A 23287-nucleotide genomic window follows, 5' to 3' on the forward strand; every position below is an offset into this window, starting at 1 on the left:
AAAGTTTTACGTACTTTAACTGAATCAACCTATGAAATTCAGCCTCAGCAAAGTCATTATGAATCTCTCGAAGTAGATGAGTTCTGGAATTTTGTTGGAAATAAAAAGAATAAACAATGGCTTATTTTTGTTCAAAAGTCATATTTTACCTCGGAGAAACCGGACATTTTTATTGGTGAGAATATAGACACTTTAAATGGGTTCTAACACTCTCGTTTCGTATAACAGCCATTATGTTAAATGAATGATAATTGACATTTTGTTCATTAATACTGATATGCAACGAATTTTATTATATGTCACCCCTCAATTACAAATATAAATGACTGCTCGTCTAATCATCTCCATTACACAATTAAATGTTAAAATGCATAGCTACTTCATCTAAGATAAAATATATGTATCCAAATCTACAGCACAGCTTCGAAAACAGCGTCATTCTCGTTGTAGAAGATGATTATGATATTGGTGACATTCTTGAAAAATACATAAAAAATGAAAACATGCAGGTCATCCGTGCATTGGATGGACAACAAGCTTTAGAGTGCCTAAAAGCCAACTCTATCGACCTGATTCTCCTTGATATTAAATTACCCAAACTAAATGGCTGGGAAATTCTACAAATCATCCGTCAAACAAGTCATTTACCTGTCATTATGCTGACTGCCTTAGATGATCAAGTGAATAAGATCATGGGGCTAAAAATGGGTGCTGATGACTTTATTATTAAGCCATTTAACCCAAACGAAGTGATTGCACGAATACAAGCCGTACTTAGACGAAGTACAAGCCAAAATATGGAAATAACTAATATTATTCGTTATAGAAATATTGAAATTAATCCAGATCATCATCAAGTTTACATTTCAAATGGTCAAAGAAATCAGTTGCTCAACCTTACGTTAACTGAGTATAAGATACTGTTTTTGATGGCAAAAACACCGAATAAAGTCTTTACACGTAATGAATTGATCCAAAACTGTATGCCTGAAAGTGATGCTTTAGATCGCACTGTAGATAGCCATATCAGCAAATTACGCAAAAAACTTGAAGAAAATGATGTAAATGGCTTATTAATCAATGTCCGTGGCGTGGGGTATCGCTTAGATCAAAATCATGAAATTTAACTTTTTTAAAAATTCTGTTGGAATTAACTTCCAGTTTATTATCATGATGAGCCTATTCAATTTAGGCATTACGCTGTTATCTTTCATGATTGGCTATTTTGTTTATAGCTGGGCGATAAAAATAGGTTTTCTAAATACACAAGTTATTAATTCAAATGAATTTTCAGTTACCTCCGTTGACTTTATCTGGCTGTTTTTAGTGCTATTAACAGGCTTTTTTCTTTCTACTATCCTCGCCTTTAAATATGGAAAACGCTATACACAGCCAATTAGTGATTTAGCAGATGTTATTCAACAAATTCAACAAGGCAATTTAGCACTCAGAATTAAACAGCCACATCATGATATTCCACATGAAATCAAGTCTCTTATTGAGAACTTCAATGAAATGGCAAACCAACTTGAAGTATCAGTTAAGAATTCAACTGTTTGGAATGCTGCAATTGCACATGAATTACGAACACCTGTGACAATATTACAAGGTCGCTTGCAAGGTATTGTCGATGGTATATTTATTGCCGATAAAGCTTTACACCTAAGCTTATTGAACCAAGTCGAAGGCTTATCTTACCTTGTGGAAGATTTACGGACACTGACACTTATTGAAAATAAACAATTACGATTAGAACTAGAAAAGACCAATTTAAAAAATAGTATTGAAAAATGTCTGCAGATGTTTAATGAACGGTTTCATGTTAAAGGTTTAACTATTGTTTTAAATTTGACGGATAAATTGGTTTGCGTTGATATAAGAAGGATGGAACAGGTCTTTATTGCATTGTTCTCTAACTTTCTAAGATATTCGAATGCTGGAAAAATAAATATTACATCTGTAACCACAGCAGAACATTGGGTATTGACGTTTGAAGATGAAGGTCCTGGTATTGATGAATCGCATCTTAAACACCTGTTCAAACCCTTCTATCGACTGGAAGACTCTAGATCATGTCTAGATGGCGGTACTGGATTAGGCTTGGCAGTGATTGATGCAATTATTGAAGCACACCAAGGTCATATTTATTATTCTAAATCCAAAAACTTAGGTGGCAGCTGTTTTACTATTCAACTAAATCGTAAGACATCAACTCATTTATAATGTGTTAAGTTCAGATTAATACGGCTTAATTTAAACCATAAATTTAAGATAAATTGATGTCTGAACTTAACCATTCTGTTTGATGATCCTCAAATAAATTTCATCACAATGAATTCTCATCTCGATATTTAGCTAGCATAAAAAATACCACAATGGAGAGTATCCCGATGATAATCCCTGCTGTTAATAATAAATTAACATGAGCTGAACTGAAGGCAATTTTACCTGCGTTAATCAATGCTGTACCTTGTTCAACGGGTAACTGGCTCGCCACTAAATAGGTATCACCAATCGAAAGTCTGGCTTTTTCTGCTAAAACAGCAGTTAAATCTGACGGCACTTGAAGATGACTGCCAAATATATAGGCCATGAAAACACCAAATAAAGTAATACCTAGTCCTGTACCCAGTTCATAACCTGTACTTTCAAGTGAACCTGCCGCACCGCCCTTTTCTGCAGGTACTGAGCCCATGATCGCAATGGATGAAGCTGTTAAACCAATACTCAGTGTTAATCCAATCGAAGCTAAAATAAAGGGAACGATGATTCCCGGATGATGAAAATCTGAATAACTCAAACTGACCAACGCAATTGCTGCCAATATTAATGACATGGTCGCAACCAGACGGAGTCCAAATTTATTGGATAAAAAACCAGCAATAGGCCCGCCAATAGCGGCCGCAACCATAATCGGAACCATAAAAAGACCGGCTTGCAGCGGTGTTAAACGAATGACATATTGCAGCTCCATTGCCAAAGTTAACTCAACCCCTGCCAAAGCGCCTGCAGCAACCATTGCCATAATAATGCCGGCTAAAATAGCAGGACGTGAAAATAGCGAAAGATCTAGCATCGGCTGAGGAGAATTCAGCTGTTTGCGTACAAATATGGTTAATAAGCCGATAGATAAAACGACCAAAGGCAAGACAATCAACAACGACTGTTTACCGCCTAAGCCTGCTTTTAGTGCATATACAAACGAAATCAAACCGACAATCAGCAATAGCGCTTGACCAAATGCCCAATGTCCAGGGGTTATAGCTTCTTTTCGGGACAATAAGAAATAGCACATTGGTGCGACAACCAGCATGATTGGGACGTTAATCAGGAAAACTGAACCCCACCAGAAATATTCTAACAATCCCCCACCAATGAGCGGTCCAATGGCGGCACCGGCTGATCCGATTGTGCCCCAAATACCCAGCGCAATGGCACGTTCGCGACTGTCTTCGAAGGTTCTGCGAATAATACCCAATACACAGGGCATAATCATGGCACCGCCTAATGCTAATAAAGCACGTGCGGCAATCAGCATAGAAGCCGTTTGGGAAAATGCCGCAAGGACTGAGGCAATTCCAAATATAACCAAGCCAATCAGCAGAATCTTACGATTGCCGACACGATCAGCCAAAGTTCCCATCGGAACTAAAAGTCCAGCCATAAGTAATGGATAAATATCAATAATCCATAAGACTTGGTTACTTGTGGCACTCAGCGATTGGGTTAATGAGGGAACCGCAACATGCAGTACAGTCATATCAATCACAATCGGCAGAAATGCAAGCACGACAGCGAGCAATATCCACCAGCGTTTCGGATCAAGATTGGTAGCTTTCATGATTAAACCTATATTGATGGTTTATTAAATCAATTCTGAAATAAAGATGTAAATGAAAGATTTGTTGTGGGCTAAACTCGTTAACCCACAGCTTTTATTCTCAGTTTTGATGCTTAATGTGCCGCTTTACGTTTCGAGAATTTCTCAACCATGCTCATGACGACAATAAAGAAAATCGGTACAAAAATAACAGCTAGAATTGTTGCGCTGATCATGCCGCCAAAGACGCCTGTACCAATCGCTTTTTGAGTTTCAGAACTAGCGCCACTGGCAATGACTAAAGGAATAACGCCACAGGTAAATGCCAAAGATGTCATTAGGATTGGACGTAAGCGCAATTTAGCGGCTGCAACGGTTGCCTCCACTAAACCCATTCCTTCTTCTCTTAGTGCTTTTGCAAACTCAACAATCAAAATAGCATTCTTTGCAGATAGACCAATAATCGTGATCATGCCGACCTTAAAGAAAATATCATTTGGCATACCACGTAACATTACTGCTAAAAAGGCGCCAATCAACCCTAGAGGGACAACTAGCATCACAGAGAATGGAATTGACCAGCTTTCATAAAGCGCTGCCAAGACAAGGAAAACGACTAACATCGACAACAGTAATAAAAACAAGGTTTGTGATTCCGACTGTTTTTCTTCTAGAGAAATCCCAGTCCACTCATAACCCACACCTTTCGGAAGTTGTTCAATCAAATTTTCCATCTCAGTCATGGCTTGTCCTGAAGATATACCTGCTGCTGGACTGCCAGAAATACTCAATGATGGACGACCGTTGTAACGATTGTATTGTTGTGGGGAATGTTGCCAAATTGGAGTAATTATTTCAGACATTGAAACCAATTTACCGCTTTGACTGTTCACCTTAATCTGAAGAATATCTTCAATACTCATGCGTGATTTGGCATCAAGTTGCACAATGACTTGCTGCATACGGTCATGATTTGGAAAATCATTGATATACATCGAACCCATTGAGGTTGAAATAATATCGGTCACATCACTGAAATTAACACCTAATGCCTGCAATTTATCTCTATCAATTTTAAGCTGTACAGAACTGCCATCTGGCAAACCTTCAGGATAGACCTCCGCCACGATTTTACTTTGTGCTGCTAATGCTAAAAGCTGATCTTGTGCTTCTCTTAAAGCAGGCATGCCAATATTGCCACGATCTAATAATCTCAGTGAAAAACCAGATGAGTTACCCAATTCATCAATTGCTGGTGGTAACACAGACATGGTTTGACCTTCTGAACTTTCAGCCATCGCTATATTGGCATTATTCACGACTTCTTGTGCCGTAATAGTACGCTCTTCGAATGGCAATAGATTGGTAAAATACATCGCTGTATTCTGACCAGATCCACTAAAACCAAAACCTAAGACCGCCATATTGTCTTTAATCCCCGTTTCTTGGTCTAAATAATTTTGAAACTCAGCAACGACTTTACGGGTACGTTCTTGAGTTGCATCCGCAGGAAGTTGAATCGAAGTCATAAACCACCCCTGATCTTCTTCTGGCATAAACGCAGTCGGAACGTGTTTAAAACTAAAAATCAGCACAATGACAATGCCTAAGAAACATAACATTGCGAGGGTTTTATGTTTAATTACTTTAAATAAACTGCGTTCATAGCGATTGTTCAGCTTCTCAAAACTGCGATCAAACGATGCAAAAACACCCTTTTTCTGATGGTCTTGATCAATCGGTTTTAACATCGTTGCACATAACGCAGGGGTTAATGTCAGTGCAAGGAAAGCTGAGAATAAAATTGAAACCGACATGGTAATGGTGAACTGACGATAGATAATCCCCACTGAGCCTGACGCCAATGCCATCGGCAAGAATACAGCGGCTAACACTAAGGTGATGCCAATAATCGGATTGGTAATTTCCTTCATGGCTTTAGATGTGGCTTCAACTGGAGATAAGCCTTCTGTCGCCATAATGCGTTCAACATTCTCAATGACCACAATCGCATCATCGACAATAATCCCGATCGCAAGCACCATACCGAACATGGTCAGCACATTAATCGAAAAACCAGCAAGCAGCATGACTGAGAATGTGCCAAGCAATGCAATCGGTGCAACAATCGCCGGAATTAAGGTGTATCGAACATTGTGTAAAAAGATAAACATGACAATAAAAACTAATGCCATAGCTTCAAGCAATGTCATGATTACTTTTTCAATCGAGATTTTTACAAAAGGTGCAGTGTCGTAAGGTATAGAGAATTTCATACCATCAGGCAGTGCTGAACCTAACTGTTCAATTTTCGCTTTAACACCTTCTGCAGTCTTGACAGCGTTGGCACCAGGACTCATTTGTATCGCCACAGCTGTAGAGGCTTTGCCATTTTCTAAAATCGCAAAGTTATACATCTGTGCCCCGATTTCGACACGAGCGACATCCGACAGTCGAACATTGGCGCCATTTTGTTGAGCACGTAAACTAATTTTCTTGAATTGCTCTACAGTTTCTAATTGACCTTGAGCAGTTAAAGGAATAGTAATTTGTTGCCCCGTCAAAGCAGGAACATCACCAATACGACCTGGTGATATCGGCAAGTTTTGGTTTTGGATGGCTGTATTCACATCTTGAATACTCAATCCATAAGAAACCAAACGATCTGGATCGACCCAAATCCGCATGGCTTTTTCAGCACCAAAATTTTGGACTTTACCAACACCGTCAACCCGCTTTAATTCTTCAATCACATAGCGAGTCATATAGTCACTGACATCAATTTCACTATATTTGCCATTCGGTGAACTTAAGCCCACCATCATTAAAAAACCAGACGACGCAGCATCGACCATCAGCCCTTGTTGTCGCACTGTTTGAGGTAAGCGTGACTCAATGGCTTTAATTTTGTTTTGCACATCAATTTGTGCAAGTTCTACATCTGTACCTGGTTTAAATGTTGCGGTGATTGTTGCTGTTCCAGAACTATCTGAACTTGAACTGTAATAAAGTAAGTTTTTGACACCTGACATTTCCCGCTCAATCAAGGTCACAACACTATCATTCAATGTTTTTGGCGTAGCACCTGGATAGATTGCCGTAATACTAATCTGTGGTGGCGCAACACTTGGGAATCGTGCAATAGGTAACTTGGGGATGCTTAGTACACCCAACAGAATAATAAATAAAGCAATCACCCATGCAAAAATAGGACGCCTAATGAAAAATTGGGACATTATTGCTGTCCTCCATTTTCCTTAATATTTGTAGGTTGCCACTGCTTAATTTTTAATTTTTGCTCAGGCTGTATACGATCAGCCCCTTCAACAATGACTTTCTCACCTGCTTGTAACCCTTGTTTGATCACATAGTTATTTTGATAACGTTGACCAAGCTGAACAGGCTTGCTTTGCGCTAAACCTTTTTGATTAACAATCGTAACATTGGCTTTACCACTAATATCATGTTGAATCGCTTGTTCTGGAACTAGGAGCGCATTTTCAACTTGAGCTCGGCTCATATTGACTCGAACATACATGCCTGGCAAAAGTTTTTGATTTTCATTATTGGCTAAAATACGGATTGTGACATCACCCGTATCAGGATCAACTTTAGTATCCGAAAATAGGATTTCACCTGTAACGTTATAAGGTTTACCCTGACTATTTAGGATTTCAACCGTATGTTTGGTATTTGACACGTCACCTTGCTGTAAAGCTTCCTGTAGTTTTTCATAATCACTAATTGATTGCTTTACATCAACATAGACTTTATTAATCTGTTGTATTACGGCCATTGCATTAGTATCACCTTGACCAACTAATGCACCCTCAGTCACTAAGATTTCACCAATCGTTCCCGAGATAGGGGCTGTAACAGTCGCATATTTAAGATTAAGTTGTTGTCTGCTTAACATGGCTTGCATTTGCGCCACATCGGCTTTTGCTTTTTGATAATCTGCTTCGGTATTGTTGTATTCCTGCTGACTAACCGCATTTACTTTTACTAATTCAGTGTAGCGTTTTAACAGCACCTGCAAACGTGTCACCTCAGCTTGTGCACGGTTTAAAGTGGCTTGATTGCTTTTTACATCTGCCTGAAATATTTCAGAATTCAATTTAAAAAGCGGTTGACCTGCTTGCACATAAGAGCCTTGCTTAAAAAGTACTTTATCAACAATTCCACCTACTTGCGGGCGAATTTCAGCAATACGGTAAGCGACAACACGGCCTGGAAGATTTTCAATTAAATTCATGGAATGCGGTAATACCGTGATGGTACTGACAACCGCTGGTGGCATTTCTGTTGGGGACTGTTCAGCATCTTTGGCTTGTGTACAGCCGATTAAAAGTACAGTTGTAATAAGTATTGAACCTATTAAATGATAATGTGTTGACATGCTTTTTCAGAGGGGGGGTTTTAGATACTACTATTTTGAAATAGCAGTGTTTATGAATTGCTGATGTTGTGTGGAGATTGTGTGGAGATTGTGTGGAGAGATTAAAAGATTTATTTTTTAATGACACGCTTAAACAGCGTGGCTTGTAAATTAGTATAAATAATTTTGTTGTTCTACAATTTTGATCGTATCTTAGTTTTTTCTCATAGTTCATGAACTTTAAAATTCTAAACCAAGACTAATATTTATATAAGCAATTGAAAATACAATACATAGTTTCTTTATACACTTATGAAGTGAACTTTAGGTGAACATAAGTTAAATAGAAATTTTTAATTAGTTCAGCACAAACGTACAATCTTTAAGGCCTATAACTCGATACCGTTCTCTCTTTGATGTTTATTGCTATCTAATTGAGTGAACTCTGTGGAAATATTTCTTTATACATTAAGCGTTATGTATAGCCCAGGCCCTGTAAATTTTATGGGGCTAAATTCTGGCCTTACAGGTCAATTAAAAAAGACTATAGGATTTTACCTAGGCATTGGTTTCGCCATGTTGATCTTATTCGTATTGTTTGGCTATATAGGTGAAGCTGTTATTCCACATGGATTGATTCATTATATTGCTTTAGCGGGTGCAATTTATACATTCTACTTGGCTATAAAAATGATTAGGGCGAATGTAGAAACAACTCAACAGCAAGAAAGCCATCTAACATTCTTAAATGGCTTATTTATTCAGTTATTAAATCCAAAAGCCATTCTCGTCATTCTACCTGTTACGACAATTATGTACCCTGCAGCCAAAATCACAGGAATCATGATCTTGATAGTTTCTTTACTGATTTCACTTGGTGCTGTTGGCGCACCATTCACCTATGCTCTGGTTGGAAAAGTATTAGGCAACAAAATTGCTAATCCTATCTGGTTTAATCGGCTAAATAAGCTGATGGGTATACTCTTGATTTTATCAGGGCTTTTTATGTTCAAAGATTTTCTTAATGGAATAAATCTGCTGTAGGACAAATTAGCCGTTCAAATCGAACGGCTATCTTTTAATATTTATCATTTTCCATTGAGTGGGAGTTAAACCAAATGTTTTTATAAAATGTCTGGTCATATGACTCTGATCAAAAAAGCCTGCATTTAAAGCAGCATTAACAATAGACTCCCCTTGAGCAAGGTAGAACTTAACTGTTTCTAAGCGACGCATGATCATATAACGGTGTGGGCTAGTTCCAAATAATAATCGGAAATCACGAGAAAGGCTCCAGCGGTCACGATCAGCATGTTTCTCTAAATCTGACAAACTTAAGTTTTCATGTGGATACGCCAAAATACACTCACGCGCTCTCTCTGCTGCCTTGTAGTCAAATTTTTTGTTTTGGTTAGATGAAGTATCTGAAATTTCACACAGTGTAGTTGCCAAATCAAATAGAGCATCTTCCTCTTCTAGGGTATCCATATAATTATTTATATTATTTAGAAAGCTATCCATTGCCCTAAACAGGCGAATATCATTACTTAAGCCATGTCTGATAAAAGGCAAAGGTTTACCCTTTAAAATGGTTTGGATCATCGCTGGTTCGATGTAAATCATTCTATAGCGATAGCCATCTAATGTTCCTGATTCACCATCATGCTTTTCATCCGGGTGTAGAACCATAGTCATGCCTGGCAAGCTATGTTGCAATGTACCTTTGTAATGAAAGTTTTGAACTCCGGAAAGAGTCCTGCCAATAGCATAAGTATCATGTCGGTGAGGTTTATAAGCATAATTGGAAAGAAATGCTTCAATTCTTTCTAATTTATGATTTTGAGTGGGGGATCTCACAATCCAATTATTTCCACTGGAGAAATCAGGCATAATTGATGGCCAATTTTTCGTAGATTCTATTGTAGATTATTTTTCACTTTTCCTAAAATTAACATAATACACGTTATACGAAGTTGAAATGAAAAATGGAGCTTAAAGCTCCCTTTTTTACTAGTTTTTTTTAAATTGCTAAGCGTAAATTCAGTGCTTTTACGACTTTAATAACAGTATCAAAGCTTGGATTTACATCGCCAGAAAGTGCTTTATAAAGACTTTCTCGACCTAAACCAGTGTCTCTTGATAATTGAGCCATTCCTTTAGCTTTAGCAATATTACCTAAAGCTTTTGCAATGAATGCCGCATCACCATTAGATTCATCGATACAGGCTTGTAGGTAAGCTTGCATATCTTCTTCTGTTTTAAGATGTTCAGCACTGTCCCATTTGCGAAGTTTGATAGCCATTTACAGCTCCTCCTCTAAATCTTGTGCTAATTGTAGGGCAAGTTTTATATCTTTACTTTGCGTAGACTTGTCTCCGCCTGCTAAAAGAATAACGACCCTTTGCCCTTGCTTACAGTAATAGATCCTGTAGCCAGGTCCAAAGAAGAAACGTAATTCAGAAACACCTTCACCTACTGGTTCAGTATCTCCAAAGTTTCCATCTTCAACCCGATCAATTCGGACTTGTATACGTCTTTTTGCCTGCAGGTCTTTTAACTTAGTAAACCAGTCATCAAAGACTTCAGTGGTATATATTGAGTACATAAGAGTAATGTATCCTATAGGATACATTCATGCAAGAAATAAACTTGAATGTATGGGGCTACAACAGAATTTCGTATAACCACCATTATGTTAAATAGATAGCAGTTGGGAGATTATTTATTCTTTCAATAGACAAAAACTTGCGGAATTTTTCTTAATTTGTAATCCTTGCGGCCAAGGGTGTCTAGCGTAGCTAAGACAGGTATTCGTTATAGTCGGGCCGCTATAATACGGATGACGAGTGCCTGTATGTTTAACCTAAATATCTTTAACAAGATCTCTAGCGAAGTATTGACCATCAAAAATGATCTTGAGCTGAATTCTGAAAATCAACTGATAACTAAGTATAAGACTTCTACTTCTGAAGATTATAAACAGGCTATTGTTTTGATTTTTAAAGAACGTGGCTATACACGTTTGGAAATAGGTCAATTACTTGGGGAGCCAAAAGCTTCATAAAATACCGATTAAACAAAGCTTGGATATAACATCCAGGCTTTATAAAAAAGTACCTAGCTGTTACCCTTGTCCTGATTTTTTTACTCTAAAACGTTCTTTCATCTTATGACACTTACGCCACCTTAAGTTTATTTATCGTCTTAAATCTGTAAATAACTCATCACTGTCTAGTGATGTGGTGTAGTCGTTTGTGTGTTGTATATATCACATCACTAGCCTATCTGAAAAATTAAAAAACAGGCTATGTTTATGTTATCTAATGTCCGAGAACAGTGGTTCTCTAACATCCGTGGGGATGTACTTGCCGGATTAGTCGTCGGTCTTGCACTCATCCCTGAAGCCATCGCATTTTCAATTATTGCAGGTGTAGATCCTAAAGTTGGTCTATACGCATCCTTCTGTATTGCCGTCGTGATTTCTTTCGTAGGTGGTCGTCCTGCCATGATTTCAGCAGCCACTGGTGCAATGGCGCTGCTTATGGTCACATTGGTCAAAGAGCATGGGCTTGAATATCTGCTGGCAGCAACAATTTTGACAGGCGTGATTCAAATATTGGCAGGCTATTTAAAGCTCGCCAAGTTAATGCGGTTTGTATCTAAATCTGTGGTTATTGGATTCGTAAATGCGTTAGCGATCTTAATTTTCATGGCTCAATTGCCTGAACTGATTAATGTGACCTGGCATGTATATGCTTTTGTTGCTTTAGGTTTAGCAATTATTTATCTATTCCCTCTGGTTCCCAAATTAGGAAAATTACTCCCTTCTCCACTAGTCTGCATCATTGCAATCACATTATTGGCAATCGCTTTAGGAATTGATGTACGGACCGTGGGCGATATGGGGTCTTTACCTGACACACTTCCAATGTTCTTGATTCCAGATATTCCTTTGAATATTGAAACATTGATGATTATTTTGCCTTATTCAGTCGCACTGGCGGCTGTAGGTTTACTTGAATCGATGATGACAGCAACTATCGTGGATGAAATGACTGATACGCCAAGTGATAAATATCAGGAATGTAAGGGACAAGGGATTGCGAATATTGCTTCTGGCTTTATGGGTGGCATGGCCGGTTGTGCAATGATTGGTCAATCTATGATTAACGTAAAATCAGGTGGCCTTACACGCTTATCAACATTCTCTGCGGGCATTTTTCTTCTTATTCTGGTTGTATTTATCAGCGACTGGCTCAAAGTGATTCCAATGGCTGCATTGGTAGCGGTAATGATAATGGTCTCTATCAGTACCTTTGAATGGAGTTCTGTCACTCAGTTAAAAGATAATCCTAAGAGTAGTAATATCGTCATGATTGCGACGGTGATTGTAGTTGTTGCTACGCATAACCTGGCTTTGGGTGTGTTAACAGGCGTATTACTTTCAGCCTTGTTCCTGGCGAATAAACTTGAAAATGATATCCAGGTGACAGCATCTTTTGAAGGAATGGCCCGTTTATATGAGTTGAGAGGTCAGATCTTCTTTAGTTCTTCTGAAAAATTCATGCAAGGTTTTGACTTTAAAGAGGATGTAAAGGAGGTGATTATTGATTTGACCCATTCTCACATTTGGGATGTAACATCAGTCGCCATGCTTGATTCTGTTGTAAATAAATTTCAAAAGAATGGTGCGAATGTCACAGTACGTGGTCTAAATGAAGCCAGTTCGATCATGATTGATAAGTATGGGACACATGCCAGAATTTAAGTTTTAAAAATTCTATATTTATATAGAATTTCTAAAATTAACATAATACACCTTATACGAATCTAAAAATGGGAGCCTTTAGCTCCCATTTTTACTATATTTTTAAAGTTTTAAGCGTGTTGTACTGTGAGTTTTAAGCCTAAAGCATTTACTACACGATTAATCGTATCAAAACGTGGTGCTGAATCCTGACGTAGGGCTTTGTAGAGTGCTTCACGCCCAATCCCTGCTTCTTTAGCGATTTGAGTCATGCCACGAGCTTTAGCAATAACACCAAGTGCATGGGCTAATTCAGCTGGATCATTTTCTTCAAGAACCATATTGAGATACATCACAATGTCTTCTTCAGTTTTGAGCGACTCAGCCATATCAAAACTTGGTAAATCAGCGACTTTAACCATTTTAATCCTCCAATGTTTTCGATAGTTTGACTGCCCGATCGATGTCTTGTTGTTGAGTTGATTTATCTCCACCACCAAGCATTACAATCACAACGTCACCATGTTGGATGTAATACATCCTCCATCCAGAACCGAAGAATTCTCTCATTTCCCAAACGCCATCTTGGAGAGGTTTAATGTCTCCCCAGTTTCCACGTTGAACCTTATCTAATCGACGATTCAGGCGGATACGGGTCATATTGTCTTTAATGCCATCCAACCATTCATCAAATTCTGGAAGACGTTTAATTTCAATCATGAGGATTCCTTATCTTCTCACTATATTGTATTCGATCGAATACAATATGCAAGTAATTTATACGAACATCCATTAATTTCGTATAACACCATTATGTTAAATACATAATTTTTTTGGTTAAAATTTAAACTTTTTTACTGTTTTTCAGGCAAGATGCATATTTTTTTGAAGCCATACTTTCCTTGTCAGATGTTCAAACATTTTAAGGAGAAAGCAATGACACAAACAGCGAATGATCAACGTGCTACAGTAAAAAATCCTAATAATATTCAACATGCGCAGAATCAGGACAACCGTAGCCGACAATTGAATCCTAATCATAAACCTACGAAATCTAAATAAGGATGAAAACTATGAGCACAGCAGGTTGGCCTAGTACTACTGGAAATCCATCAGGTGGTGGCCGAGACAATAATCCACCTCGTAAATAAAAATTTATTTATCTTGTAATATCAATTCAGAAGGCCAAAGATATTGGCCTTCTGAAGGATATTTCTTCAGGAAGGCTTCCCATATCACGATAAAATCTTCTGATGTAGCTAACGTAGAAACGCTGGCTGTTTTTTGAAAATGTTTATAATAAAAGTCTTGCCAAAAATATATTAACCATAGGCCAGCTATGGCATTAATACTTTCAAACCACTTATCTTCTGGAAGTTCATTTTTCAGGAATAAATAATTCTCTTCTGAGACTTGTTCATAAATTTCATCATTTTTAAACTCACCATAAGGTAGACCTAGGAACTCATAGACTTCATTCAAGTAGCATAGTCTTCTGTTTTCTCTAACTTTTTTAATTAGTTGTATAAATTCTTTAATTTGTTCATCTTCGAGAGAAGGATCTAACCATTGCTCAAAACCATTAGTTGGAGGAATAGTCTTCAGAATCTCGACTTTATGTCCTTTTGTTGCTTCAAACTTTGCATTTATCTTTAAGATAAATAAAAGAAAATCTGTAAAAGTTTTTGATGGGAAGTATGGTCGTTTATTTTTAAACTTAAACTTTAATGCTTGGTTTAGTGAGATTGATTGGAATCCCCACTTCTTAGAAATTAAATGATCTAAGTGAATTAAAATTAGCAGTATATTGACGCCAGAATTTCTAAGCATCTCATGACTAATAATATTCTTTAAATCACCGTTAAAGCTAAAGTTATTTACCAGAAAATCATGTAGTTTGCAGACATCTTCATATAAAAAATTATTTTTTTCTAATTCTGAAAATAGCTTTATATGCTCATTCCAATAAAAAAAATCGTTATTCTTAATTGGATATAGTTCTAAGATTTTTAAGCAGTATGCAAAATTATAGTTTTCTTCATCTACAGCTAAAGAAGTTGCTGAATTAAGTACGAAAAACCCCATTTCTGAAGCAAATTCGGATTTAATTTTAACTTTAGCTATTTCATCATTTTTAAATGGAACATTAGTATATTTTTTCTCAATTTTACCTAGTTTCTTAGCCAGGTTTTTATCCATATTTTTCAATATTAAACAGTAGAATTCTAAAGGATTCATGGATGCCCTAATTTTTTAAAAAATCTAAAATTAACATAATACACCTTATACGAAATGCGTTATAATTCTCTATAGAAATCAATGCTGTAGTTTCTAGTTGATAGCCCATCTTCCCCAAGGTGGGCTTTTTTTATGATTTTTCACGTTCCACGCTTATTATTTAATCAAAAGACCTCTTGCGAAAGTATAGTTTATCTAATTTTTGAATTGGCTAAAACCTCATAAAATATAGCTTTTGGCTGCTTAAAATTTGACTAACGCAAGAATTCTAAAGTTTCTCAACTTTGATTAGCTCAAATAAATACCATTTCTCTTTTTCTAGGTCTCTTTAAATCACGAATTATGTAACTATAGAGTATAGCCTAACGGAACAAAATAAAGTCTTAAAAAGCAACTCAAAAACCGTATTTATAGACTTAATATTTAATTTCGGTACAATATGTATTTAATTATCTAAACTCTAACGGTACAGAATGCCTAATCAGGTCGGATATATTCGAGTCAGTTCAACTGAACAAAATACTGAACGTCAATTAGATGGAATCAGCCTGGATAAGACCTTTACTGAAAAGGCAAGCGGTGGTAGCCGTGAACGTCCTCAGTTAAATGCAATGCTCGACTATCTGCGTGAAGGTGATACGGTGCATGTTCATAGTATTGATCGTCTGGCACGTAATACAAATGATCTGAACGAAATTGTGAATAGTCTGAATGATCGTGGTATAACCATTATTTTTCATAAAGAGAATTTGACCTTCAGTCATGATGTAGCACAATCGGCAATAAATAAACTCATGTTTCAGATGCTTGCTGCATTTGCAGAGTTTGAACGCTCCATGATCCGTGAGCGTCAAAAGGAAGGAATTGCAAAAGCCAAAGCGAAGGGCTTATATAAGGGAAGAAAGCGGAAGGTTGACTATGTTGAAATACGAAAAGCAATGGCTGAAGAAAATTCAACATTTAGAGGTGTTGCAGAAAAGTTTAAAGTAGGGATAGCAACAGTACAAAGAGCTTTAAAAGAAGAAACTAATAATCAATAAGGTTGATTAATGAAGACGCTTAGATATTCAAATTTAGAAAAGATCATGACCATTTATACTGAAATTTCTACTTATATTACATTTCATAATGCGACTGGTTTAACAGATATAAATAAATCAATGGAAGATTTTTGAACCGTACCGGGTTTGTCGGAGACCAAGCTTTCTGAGAGAATGTCCCGATGAAAAAAGTAAAATATACCCCTGAAATCAGAGAAAGAGCGGTTCAATTATTGATTGAATCCGAGAAAGATTATCCATCGAATTGGGCTGCGATCACCGCTATTGCTCCCTGAGCAGTATACTGCGCAAGGGTTGTACTCCTGAAACACTACGTGTTTGGTATCAAAAATATTTAGATAAACAAAATCCAGTTAAAGTACAGCAGCTTTCAGACCAAGAACGTATCAAACAACTCGAACGCGAAAATAAAGAACTGCAACGCGCCAATGAAATTCTACGTAAAGCAGCCGCTTTTTTCGCCCAGGCGGAGCTCGACCGCCCACACAAATAATGGTGGATTTTATCCATAATAATAAAGAGCTGTACGGAGTCGAGGCGATTTGTAGAATTTTACCGATCGCACCTTCAACCTATTACCGGACTCTAGATCTCTGTGAAAATCCAGAACATCGAGCAAAGCGAGATTTACATGACTTGCATCATGCTGAGGAGATTAAACGAATTTGGAAGGAAAGTTCAGGTCGGTATGGTGTACGTAAAGTCTGGCAAAAACTGAAACGTGAAGGCTATATTATTGCGCGCTGTACTGTTGCTCGATTAATGCAAAAGCTAGGTATAAAAGGTGTTTGGCGTGGTAAGAACAAACAAACCACCCGTAGCCGAGATGATCAAAAACGAGCGGATGACTTGGTAAAACGTAATTTTACTGCTGATCATCCTGACCAACTGTGGGTGAGTGACTTTACGTATATTCAAACAAATTCAGGCTGGGTTTATACTGCATTTATTATTGATGTGTTCTCACGAGCAATTGTTGGATGGAAAGTATCGACACGGATGAATACAGATATGGTGCTCGATGCATTGGAGCAAGCATTGCATGATCGAGGCATGCCAAAGAATGTGATTCATCATTCCGACAGAGGTGTGCAATATCTTTCCATTCGCTATACCAATCGTTTAGAAGCAGCAAATTTACGAGCATCAGTCGGTACGACTGGTGATTCATACGATAATGCTTTGGCTGAAATCCCATGAGTTCACCCTTGTCCCGTGGCGGCCGATCATCGACCGCCAACTCGGCCGCGAGGTTATGGGCATCGTGCAGGGCGGGTCGGTGTCGTGGCAGTTAGGGCGGCAGAGGGGGCTGGAACGCTGAGTGCGCCCATGCCGCATTGCGAAGCTGTTAGCGGCAGTGTAAAAATGACCCCCTAATGGCATTTAAAAACTGACCCCCTTGGTTAATATAGCGGTCATTTTGGACTGCTCAACATGTTAACTTTGGAGCAAGCAGTGACAATCCAAATACTTCATCAACAAGGTAAATCTATTAAAGCCATTAGTCGTGAACTGGGGGTGTCCCGAAATACCGTACGTAAATATTTACGGCAGAAGGAAACACCTCAGTATCGGCGTACACAACCTAGAACAAGTATTCTTGATCCATATAAACCCTATTTACTCAAACGTGTAAACGCAGCTCATCCTGAATGGATTCCTGCTGTTGTGCTCTACCAGGAAATTTTAAGGTTGGGATATCCAGGAAAGATCAGGATCTTGAGGGAATATCTTGCAACATTAAAATCAGTTGCTAAACCGGAACCGATCATTCGTTTTGAAACCCAACCTGGCCAACAAATGCAGGTAGATTTCACCACGATTCGACGCAACAACTCGACTTTAAAAGCCTTTGTCGCAACATTAGGGTATTCCAGAGCGACTTTCGTGAAATTTTATGATCATGAACGTACCGATGCATGGATCGATGGTCTGGAAAATGCATTTCAGTTCTTTGCAGGAGTACCTCAGGAAATCCTGTTTGATAACGCTAAAACGATCATGATTGAACGGGATGCCTATCAGGAGGGGCAGCATAAATGGAATCCCAAACTGCTCGACTGCGCCAAGAAATACAGCTTTCGTCCTCGCGTATGTAAGCCCTACCGTGCACAGACCAAAGGCAAAGTTGAACGCTTTAATGGATACCTCAAATCAAGCTTTATTGTGCCATTGAAAGCAAGCCTGAAGACTTCGGGTTTACTGTTAGATGTTGATGTCGCCAATGCCCACATTGGCCGGTGGCTGCATGAAACCGCCAATCAGCGGATTCATGCCACCACGCAGGAAAAACCGGCTGTTCGACTGCAACAGGAGCAGCAAAAATTTACGCCATTACCGCAATCAGATACAGGTTCCAGCACTGTACCTGTTGCAGCAGCACAGCATGTCATGCCCTACGAGAGTTTGCAGCATCCCTTATCTGTATATGACCAGTTGCTGGGAGTTTCCTGATGAATCTGCAATACGACCGTATAGAGCAGCTTTGCCAAAAGCTCAATCTGCCTGCCATCGCATCACAATGGTCACATCATGCACAACAAACATTAGGTCAGGATGGAAGTTATGCCGACTTTGTTGAAGCGATCTTGACGCATGAATATGCTGCCAGGCAACAGCGCAGCCAGCAGGTACTGATGAAACTCTCAGGCCTGCCTCAAGTGAAAACGCTGGAAGGTTACGATTTTAATTATGCACTGGGTGCTCCCAAATCACAGGTGGTCGAGTTGTTCAACCTGAGCTTTATTGCTAGAGCAGAAAATGTGGTGTTTCTTGGTGCTAGCGGTGTAGGGAAAACGCATTTATCCATGGCATTAGGCTATAAGGCCATCATGAACAATGTCAAAACCAAGTTTATTACCGCCGCCGATCTCATGCTGCAACTCAGTACAGCCTATCAGCAAGGTAAATTGAAAACCTATATGCAACGGGTGATACTCGCCCCAAAATTACTGATTATCGATGAAATTGGTTATTTACCGTTTGGACGTGAAGAAGCGAATCTGTTCTTTAACGTGATTGCCAAGCGTTATGAAAAAGGCAGTACGATATTGACGAGTAACTTACCCTTTAGCCAATGGTCTAAGTCATTTGCGGATGATGTCACGTTGACCGCTGCGATGTTAGATCGGTTATTGCATCACTGTCATGTGGTACAAATATCGGGTGAGAGTTATCGTTTGAAGGATAAAAAAAGAATAGGGATTCAGCCTCAGGTTGAAATTTAATACGAGATCAAAGGGGTCAATTTTACTTTGCCATTTGTAAGGTAAAAGGGGTCAATTTTAGAATGCCGTTGACAAAGCAAAAGATAATCGGATAAAATGTAGCAATTCATATTCGTAAGCGTGGAGTAATCAGATGGGAAATTCCAAGTCAGCAGACAAGTAAGCCGCAACAACCAGTATTGTTGTTGCGGCGCTCTGTAAGGCTAGTCTCATCTGATTGCTGACGAGCAGACGTCGCCCGGTATTCCTTAATCGAGGGTTGATTCGTCATGACCACCACACGCCCCGCGTGGGCCTATACGCTGCCGGCAGCACTGCTGCTGATGGCTCCTTTCGACATCCTCGCTTCACTGGCGATGGATATTTATCTCCCTGTCGTTCCAGCGATGCCCGGCATCCTGAACACGACGCCCGCTATGATCCAACTCACGTTGAGCCTCTATATGGTGATGCTCGGCGTGGGCCAGGTGATTTTTGGTCCGCTCTCAGACAGAATCGGGCGACGGCCAATTCTACTTGCGGGCGCAACGGCTTTCGTCATTGCGTCTCTGGGAGCAGCTTGGTCTTCAACTGCACCGGCCTTTGTCGCTTTCCGTCTACTTCAAGCAGTGGGCGCGTCGGCCATGCTGGTGGCGACGTTCGCGACGGTTCGCGACGTTTATGCCAACCGTCCTGAGGGTGTCGTCATCTACGGCCTTTTCAGTTCGATGCTGGCGTTCGTGCCTGCGCTCGGCCCTATCGCCGGAGTATTGATCGGCGAGTTCTTGGGATGGCAGGCGATATTCATTACTTTGGCTATACTGGCGATGCTCGCACTCCTAAATGCGGGTTTCAGGTGGCACGAAACCCGCCCTCTGGATCAAGTCAAGACGCGCCGATCTGTCTTGCCGATCTTCGCGAGTCCGGCTTTTTGGGTTTACACTGTCGGCTTTAGCGCCGGTATGGGCACCTACTTCGTCTTCTTCTCGACGGCTCCCCGTGTGCTCATAGGCCAAGCGGAATATTCCGAGATCGGATTCAGCTTTGCCTTCGCCACTGTCGCGCTTGTAATGATCGTGACAACCCGTTTCGCGAAGTCCTTTGTCGCCAGATGGGGCATCGCAGGATGCGTGGCGCGTGGGATGGCGTTGCTTGTTTGCGGAGCGGTCCTGTTGGGGATCGGCGAACTTTACGGCTCGCCGTCATTCCTCACCTTCATCCTACCGATGTGGGTTGTCGCGGTCGGTATTGTCTTCACGGTGTCCGTTACCGCGAACGGCGCTTTGGCAGAGTTCGACGACATCGCGGGATCAGCGGTCGCGTTCTACTTCTGCGTTCAAAGCCTGATAGTCAGCATTGTCGGGACATTGGCGGTGGCACTTTTAAACGGTGACACAGCGTGGCCCGTGATCTGTTACGCCACGGCGATGGCGGTACTGGTTTCGTTGGGGCTGGTGCTCCTTCGGCTCCGTGGGGCTGCCACCGAGAAGTCGCCAGTCGTCTAACCGACGACTGGTAGCAGGCCCGCTCCGATGCGGCGCACTAACCATCGAAACCTCGTGAATGTCGGTATCCTGTCTGGCAGGATACCGCTCATTTCCCTTGTTCAGTTCATCGCCGTCGCCGAGCATCTGAATTTTCGGCATGCGGCCAAGGCACTTGGTATCAGCCAGTCGAGCGTCAGCGCGCGTGTGAAAGCGCTGGAGGATAACCTTGGTGTTTTTGAGTAATAAAGTTTAATACTATGTAATAAACAATAATACTCAGTAAAAAAGTTTCATACCGGGTTTCAATAGAAAGGAAATATATTCATTATTTTCAGTATATTGAGATCTTAGTATGAAACTTTTTTTTATTTTAATAGAATTGTACTTAGACTAACCTTGCAGATAGTATGGTACTTTAATAAATATTATTTGAATTTAATATCAATAAAATTAAACACTTACACACAAAACAGTATGATACTTTATTGCTTTCACATAATAAAGCGGAGGTGATTGATTATTTGAAACAGGAATGGGATGGCGTAAATGATGTTGCGCTAGCAACCCTTGATTGGGTACACTGGTACAACCATGAACGATTGCATTCTACCAATGGATATGTATCGCCCGTTGATGCGGAAAATATCTACTATTGTTCATTAATTCCGTCAGGCTATGCTGCCTGACTCAAGCAAACCTGTCTCCGATAAAACCAGGACGGTTCAAAATATTTCATCTTATTTAACAAGAAACCATATTTATATAACAACATAAAATACACTAAGTTATTTTATTGAACATATATCGTACTTTATCTATCCGACTATTTGGACGACGGGGCTGGCAAACAGGTTCACCGGTAGTAACATGGTACCCTTTTAACTCTGTTAAACAAACACTACGTCCATTTGTAAAGAAAGTTAAATCACTACGATATTCTTGAATACACCGAGCAGGGATTTCTCCACTAAGAATGACCTCATTATTTTTCAATTGAGTGTCTACGATGTTCGCACAATATTTAGGAGCATCGTTGTATGCTCGTGAAAGATATTCCTGTGGCGCATAAATTTTAAAACTAAGATATGGCTCTAACAATTCTGTTCCAGCTTTTTTTAAGACTTGTTCCAATACAATAGGAGCAAGCATCCGAAAATCTGCTGGGGTACTAACAGGGCTATAGTATAAGCCATACTTAAAACAGATTTTACAATCCGTCACATTCCAACCATATAATCCTTGTTCGCAACCATAGCGTATCCCTTCCATAACTGCATTTTGAAATGATTGATTTAAGTATCCAAGAGAAACCGAGCTCTCATACTGCATTCCACTTCCCAACGGAAGCGGTGATACAGATAAACCAATGGAAGCCCAGAAAGGATTTGGCGGCACTTCGATGTGAATGGTATATTCTGCATTTTTTAACGGTCTCTCCATATAAATGACTGTAGGCTCTTTTAGTTCTATCTCCACATGATACTTTTCTTGCAACAGTGCACTAATCACTTCCATTTGTACTTTCCCTAAGAAAGAAAGTATAATTTCATGTGTCGTAGAATCCACGTAATATCGTAGAAGCGGATCACTATCTGAGATTTCCAAAAGGGCATCAAGCAACATTTCTCTCTGTTCAGGTTTACTCGGTTCAACAGTTGTTTGTAGTAGAGGGTGCGGATTTTCAATCTTTTTTCTCTGTGGCAATAGTTTTGTATCTCCAAGAACACTATTTAACTTCAAAAACTCATTTTGCAAAATAACAATTTCTCCAGAATAAGCTCTATCAATCTTACATAATTCACCATTTATTGAAGTATACATTTCTGTAACTTTTATTTTTTCTTTTTCTGATACTCTAACCGAATCTCGTAAATGTAGTACTCCACTATAAAGGCGTATATATGCAAGACGTTGTCTTTTTTTTGTATATTCAATTTTGAAAACATTTCCGCAAAGTTCAGACGGACCTCGATGTGTTGATGAATAAAATTTATTCGTAATCACTTCTATAAGGTTATCAATCCCTATATTGTTTTTTGCACTTCCGTGATAAACAGGGAACAGGGAACAATTATGAAATCTTATGCTTTCCTCTTGTTCGAGTTCCAATGCTTCTAATGATTTACCGGACATATATTTCTCTAAAAGGTCATCGTTTCCCTCTATTACCGTATCCCATTGTTCAGATTCGGTAAAGTTCGTCACACACATATTAGGATACAGGGCACTGTTGCAAAGTTAGCGATGAGGCAGCCTTTTGTCTTATTCAAAGGCCTTACATTTCAAAAACTCTGCTTACCAGGCGCATTTCGCCCAGGGGATCACCATAATAAAATGCTGAGGCCTGGCC

20 protein-coding genes, 6 pseudogenes and 1 other annotated feature are annotated in these 23287 nt (G+C 39.3%); of the genes and pseudogenes, 15 read left to right on the top strand and 11 right to left on the bottom strand.

The genetic code is table 11. The features are described 5' to 3' along the window. The 3 genes and pseudogenes from FTU35_RS12400 to adeS all read left to right on the top strand — a co-directional run. Positions 1-129, top strand: a pseudogene (locus tag FTU35_RS12400) (IS1 family transposase); the annotation flags it as partial. Between the two features lie 269 nt (positions 130-398). Further along, positions 399-1127 (top strand): efflux system response regulator transcription factor AdeR, encoded by a 729-nt coding sequence (gene adeR, locus FTU35_RS12405; RefSeq protein ID WP_032073130.1) that lies wholly within the window; start codon positions 399-401, stop codon positions 1125-1127. Next, positions 1117-2223 carry a two-component sensor histidine kinase AdeS gene (adeS, locus tag FTU35_RS12410; protein WP_032073131.1) on the top strand — a complete coding sequence of 369 codons (1107 nt, stop codon included), beginning with the start codon at positions 1117-1119 and terminating at the stop codon, positions 2221-2223. Before adeR ends, adeS begins: the two co-directional genes overlap by 11 nt. Before the next feature lie 103 nt (positions 2224-2326). On the opposite strand, the gene FTU35_RS12415 is transcribed toward adeS, so the two are convergent. The 3 genes from FTU35_RS12415 to FTU35_RS12425 all read right to left on the bottom strand — a co-directional run bounded on the left by FTU35_RS12415 (position 2327) and on the right by FTU35_RS12425 (position 8219). Next, complete coding sequence (locus FTU35_RS12415; RefSeq protein ID WP_032073148.1) at positions 2327-3841, bottom strand: MFS transporter; 1515 nt, start codon at positions 3839-3841, stop codon at positions 2327-2329. Between the two features lie 113 nt (positions 3842-3954). After that, positions 3955-7059 carry a multidrug efflux RND transporter permease subunit gene (locus FTU35_RS12420; protein WP_270915313.1) on the bottom strand — a complete coding sequence of 1035 codons (3105 nt, stop codon included), beginning with the start codon at positions 7057-7059 and terminating at the stop codon, positions 3955-3957. Then, the gene (locus tag FTU35_RS12425) at positions 7056-8219 is read right to left on the bottom strand and encodes an efflux RND transporter periplasmic adaptor subunit (RefSeq protein ID WP_032073150.1); all 1164 of its coding nucleotides are present in this window, start codon (positions 8217-8219) and stop codon (positions 7056-7058) included. The genes FTU35_RS12420 and FTU35_RS12425 overlap by 4 nt, the downstream gene beginning before the upstream one ends. Before the next feature lie 426 nt (positions 8220-8645). On the opposite strand from FTU35_RS12425, the gene FTU35_RS12430 reads away from it, so the two are divergent. Next, positions 8646-9242, top strand: a complete 597-nt coding sequence (locus FTU35_RS12430; protein ID WP_074163998.1) for a LysE family translocator — start codon at positions 8646-8648, stop codon at positions 9240-9242. A 27-nt stretch (positions 9243-9269) separates the two neighbouring features. On the opposite strand, the gene FTU35_RS12435 is transcribed toward FTU35_RS12430, so the two are convergent. The 3 genes from FTU35_RS12435 to FTU35_RS12445 form a co-directional block, all read right to left on the bottom strand. Continuing rightward, entirely contained in the window at positions 9270-10088 is an 819-nt protein-coding gene (locus FTU35_RS12435; protein ID WP_032073151.1) for an AraC family transcriptional regulator, read from the bottom strand. 130 nt (positions 10089-10218) lie between these two features. Then, positions 10219-10500 (bottom strand): addiction module antidote protein, encoded by a 282-nt coding sequence (locus tag FTU35_RS12440; RefSeq protein WP_000985610.1) that lies wholly within the window; start codon positions 10498-10500, stop codon positions 10219-10221. Continuing rightward, entirely contained in the window at positions 10501-10803 is a 303-nt protein-coding gene (locus FTU35_RS12445; RefSeq protein WP_154320144.1) for a type II toxin-antitoxin system RelE/ParE family toxin, read from the bottom strand. A 249-nt stretch (positions 10804-11052) separates the two neighbouring features. Here FTU35_RS12445 and FTU35_RS12450 point away from each other — a divergent pair, with 249 nt between their 5' ends. Both FTU35_RS12450 and FTU35_RS12455 read left to right on the top strand, forming a co-directional pair. After that, a complete protein-coding gene (locus FTU35_RS12450; protein WP_004976362.1) occupies positions 11053-11262 on the top strand; it encodes a hypothetical protein in 210 nt (69 codons plus the stop codon). Between the two features lie 249 nt (positions 11263-11511). Further along, positions 11512-12966 (top strand): SulP family inorganic anion transporter, encoded by a 1455-nt coding sequence (locus FTU35_RS12455; protein WP_026438532.1) that lies wholly within the window; start codon positions 11512-11514, stop codon positions 12964-12966. 110 nt (positions 12967-13076) lie between these two features. Here FTU35_RS12455 and FTU35_RS12460 read toward each other — a convergent pair whose 3' ends face one another. Next, a complete protein-coding gene (locus FTU35_RS12460) occupies positions 13077-13367 on the bottom strand; it encodes an addiction module antidote protein (protein ID WP_004969304.1) in 291 nt (96 codons plus the stop codon). A gap of 1 nt (position 13368) precedes the next feature. Next, on the bottom strand, positions 13369-13665 hold the full coding sequence (locus FTU35_RS12465; RefSeq protein WP_004647749.1) for a type II toxin-antitoxin system RelE/ParE family toxin: 297 nt from the start codon (positions 13663-13665) through the stop codon (positions 13369-13371). Between the two features lie 216 nt (positions 13666-13881). Here FTU35_RS12465 and FTU35_RS13510 point away from each other — a divergent pair, with 216 nt between their 5' ends. Then, positions 13882-14007, top strand: coding sequence for a hypothetical protein (locus tag FTU35_RS13510; RefSeq protein WP_004969301.1), 126 nt, complete (start codon positions 13882-13884; stop codon positions 14005-14007). A 93-nt stretch (positions 14008-14100) separates the two neighbouring features. Here the strand turns inward: FTU35_RS13510 and FTU35_RS12470 are convergent, their stop codons facing one another. Next, a complete protein-coding gene (locus FTU35_RS12470; protein ID WP_004969299.1) occupies positions 14101-15183 on the bottom strand; it encodes a hypothetical protein in 1083 nt (360 codons plus the stop codon). A 473-nt stretch (positions 15184-15656) separates the two neighbouring features. Here FTU35_RS12470 and FTU35_RS12475 point away from each other — a divergent pair, with 473 nt between their 5' ends. From FTU35_RS12475 to FTU35_RS12510, 8 genes and pseudogenes are all read left to right on the top strand, one after another. Then, on the top strand, positions 15657-16223 hold the full coding sequence (locus FTU35_RS12475; RefSeq protein ID WP_006581699.1) for a recombinase family protein: 567 nt from the start codon (positions 15657-15659) through the stop codon (positions 16221-16223). 182 nt (positions 16224-16405) lie between these two features. Continuing rightward, positions 16406-17435 (top strand): annotated as a pseudogene (locus FTU35_RS12480) (IS3 family transposase); the annotation flags it as partial. Then, positions 16695-16811: a sequence feature (AL1L pseudoknot), on the top strand. (Overlaps the previous pseudogene by 117 nt.) Next, a pseudogene (locus FTU35_RS12485) lies at positions 17434-17565 on the top strand (DUF3363 domain-containing protein); the annotation flags it as partial. The pseudogenes FTU35_RS12480 and FTU35_RS12485, both read left to right, overlap by 2 nt. A 113-nt stretch (positions 17566-17678) precedes the next feature. Next, entirely contained in the window at positions 17679-18698 is a 1020-nt protein-coding gene (istA, locus tag FTU35_RS12490) for an IS21 family transposase (RefSeq protein WP_159139009.1), read from the top strand. Beyond that, positions 18698-19471 (top strand): IS21-like element ISAba8 family helper ATPase IstB, encoded by a 774-nt coding sequence (gene istB / locus FTU35_RS12495; RefSeq protein WP_159139008.1) that lies wholly within the window; start codon positions 18698-18700, stop codon positions 19469-19471. The genes istA and istB overlap by 1 nt, the downstream gene beginning before the upstream one ends. Positions 19472-19740: 269 nt before the next feature. Next, on the top strand, positions 19741-20955 hold the full coding sequence (gene floR / locus FTU35_RS12500) for a chloramphenicol/florfenicol efflux MFS transporter FloR (protein WP_000214122.1): 1215 nt from the start codon (positions 19741-19743) through the stop codon (positions 20953-20955). Between the two features lie 27 nt (positions 20956-20982). After that, a pseudogene (locus FTU35_RS12505) lies at positions 20983-21171 on the top strand (LysR family transcriptional regulator); the annotation flags it as partial. A gap of 275 nt (positions 21172-21446) precedes the next feature. Then, on the top strand, positions 21447-21623 hold the full coding sequence (locus FTU35_RS12510; protein WP_373686823.1) for an integrase core domain-containing protein: 177 nt from the start codon (positions 21447-21449) through the stop codon (positions 21621-21623). A gap of 94 nt (positions 21624-21717) precedes the next feature. Here FTU35_RS12510 and FTU35_RS12515 read toward each other — a convergent pair. Then, a pseudogene (locus tag FTU35_RS12515) lies at positions 21718-23160 on the bottom strand (tetracycline resistance ribosomal protection protein); the annotation flags it as partial. A 52-nt stretch (positions 23161-23212) separates the two neighbouring features. Continuing rightward, positions 23213-23287, bottom strand: a pseudogene (locus tag FTU35_RS12520) (IS6 family transposase); the annotation flags it as partial.

It is taken from the genome of Acinetobacter sp. YH12095, assembly GCF_013419245.1.
Lineage (GTDB): Bacteria > Pseudomonadota > Gammaproteobacteria > Pseudomonadales > Moraxellaceae > Acinetobacter > Acinetobacter towneri.

Excerpts from the sequence above, each read along its gene's own strand:
- FTU35_RS12435 (WP_032073151.1), bottom strand. The coding sequence starts at position 10,088 with ATGCCTGATTTCTCCAGTGGAAATAATTGGATTGTGAGATCCCCCACT.
- FTU35_RS12425 (WP_032073150.1), bottom strand. The coding sequence starts at position 8,219 with ATGTCAACACATTATCATTTAATAGGTTCAATACTTATTACAACTGTA.
- istB (WP_159139008.1), top strand. The coding sequence starts at position 18,698 with ATGAATCTGCAATACGACCGTATAGAGCAGCTTTGCCAAAAGCTCAAT.
- istA (WP_159139009.1), top strand. The coding sequence starts at position 17,679 with ATGTTAACTTTGGAGCAAGCAGTGACAATCCAAATACTTCATCAACAA.
- FTU35_RS12415 (WP_032073148.1), bottom strand. The coding sequence starts at position 3,841 with ATGAAAGCTACCAATCTTGATCCGAAACGCTGGTGGATATTGCTCGCT.
- adeS (WP_032073131.1), top strand. The coding sequence starts at position 1,117 with ATGAAATTTAACTTTTTTAAAAATTCTGTTGGAATTAACTTCCAGTTT.
- FTU35_RS12445 (WP_154320144.1), bottom strand. The coding sequence starts at position 10,803 with ATGTACTCAATATATACCACTGAAGTCTTTGATGACTGGTTTACTAAG.
- FTU35_RS12450 (WP_004976362.1), top strand. The coding sequence starts at position 11,053 with ATGTTTAACCTAAATATCTTTAACAAGATCTCTAGCGAAGTATTGACC.
- FTU35_RS12440 (WP_000985610.1), bottom strand. The coding sequence starts at position 10,500 with ATGGCTATCAAACTTCGCAAATGGGACAGTGCTGAACATCTTAAAACA.
- FTU35_RS12470 (WP_004969299.1), bottom strand. The coding sequence starts at position 15,183 with ATGAATCCTTTAGAATTCTACTGTTTAATATTGAAAAATATGGATAAA.
- FTU35_RS13510 (WP_004969301.1), top strand. The coding sequence starts at position 13,882 with ATGACACAAACAGCGAATGATCAACGTGCTACAGTAAAAAATCCTAAT.
- FTU35_RS12455 (WP_026438532.1), top strand. The coding sequence starts at position 11,512 with ATGTTATCTAATGTCCGAGAACAGTGGTTCTCTAACATCCGTGGGGAT.
- FTU35_RS12460 (WP_004969304.1), bottom strand. The coding sequence starts at position 13,367 with ATGGTTAAAGTCGCTGATTTACCAAGTTTTGATATGGCTGAGTCGCTC.
- floR (WP_000214122.1), top strand. The coding sequence starts at position 19,741 with ATGACCACCACACGCCCCGCGTGGGCCTATACGCTGCCGGCAGCACTG.
- FTU35_RS12465 (WP_004647749.1), bottom strand. The coding sequence starts at position 13,665 with ATGATTGAAATTAAACGTCTTCCAGAATTTGATGAATGGTTGGATGGC.
- FTU35_RS12475 (WP_006581699.1), top strand. The coding sequence starts at position 15,657 with ATGCCTAATCAGGTCGGATATATTCGAGTCAGTTCAACTGAACAAAAT.
- adeR (WP_032073130.1), top strand. The coding sequence starts at position 399 with ATGTATCCAAATCTACAGCACAGCTTCGAAAACAGCGTCATTCTCGTT.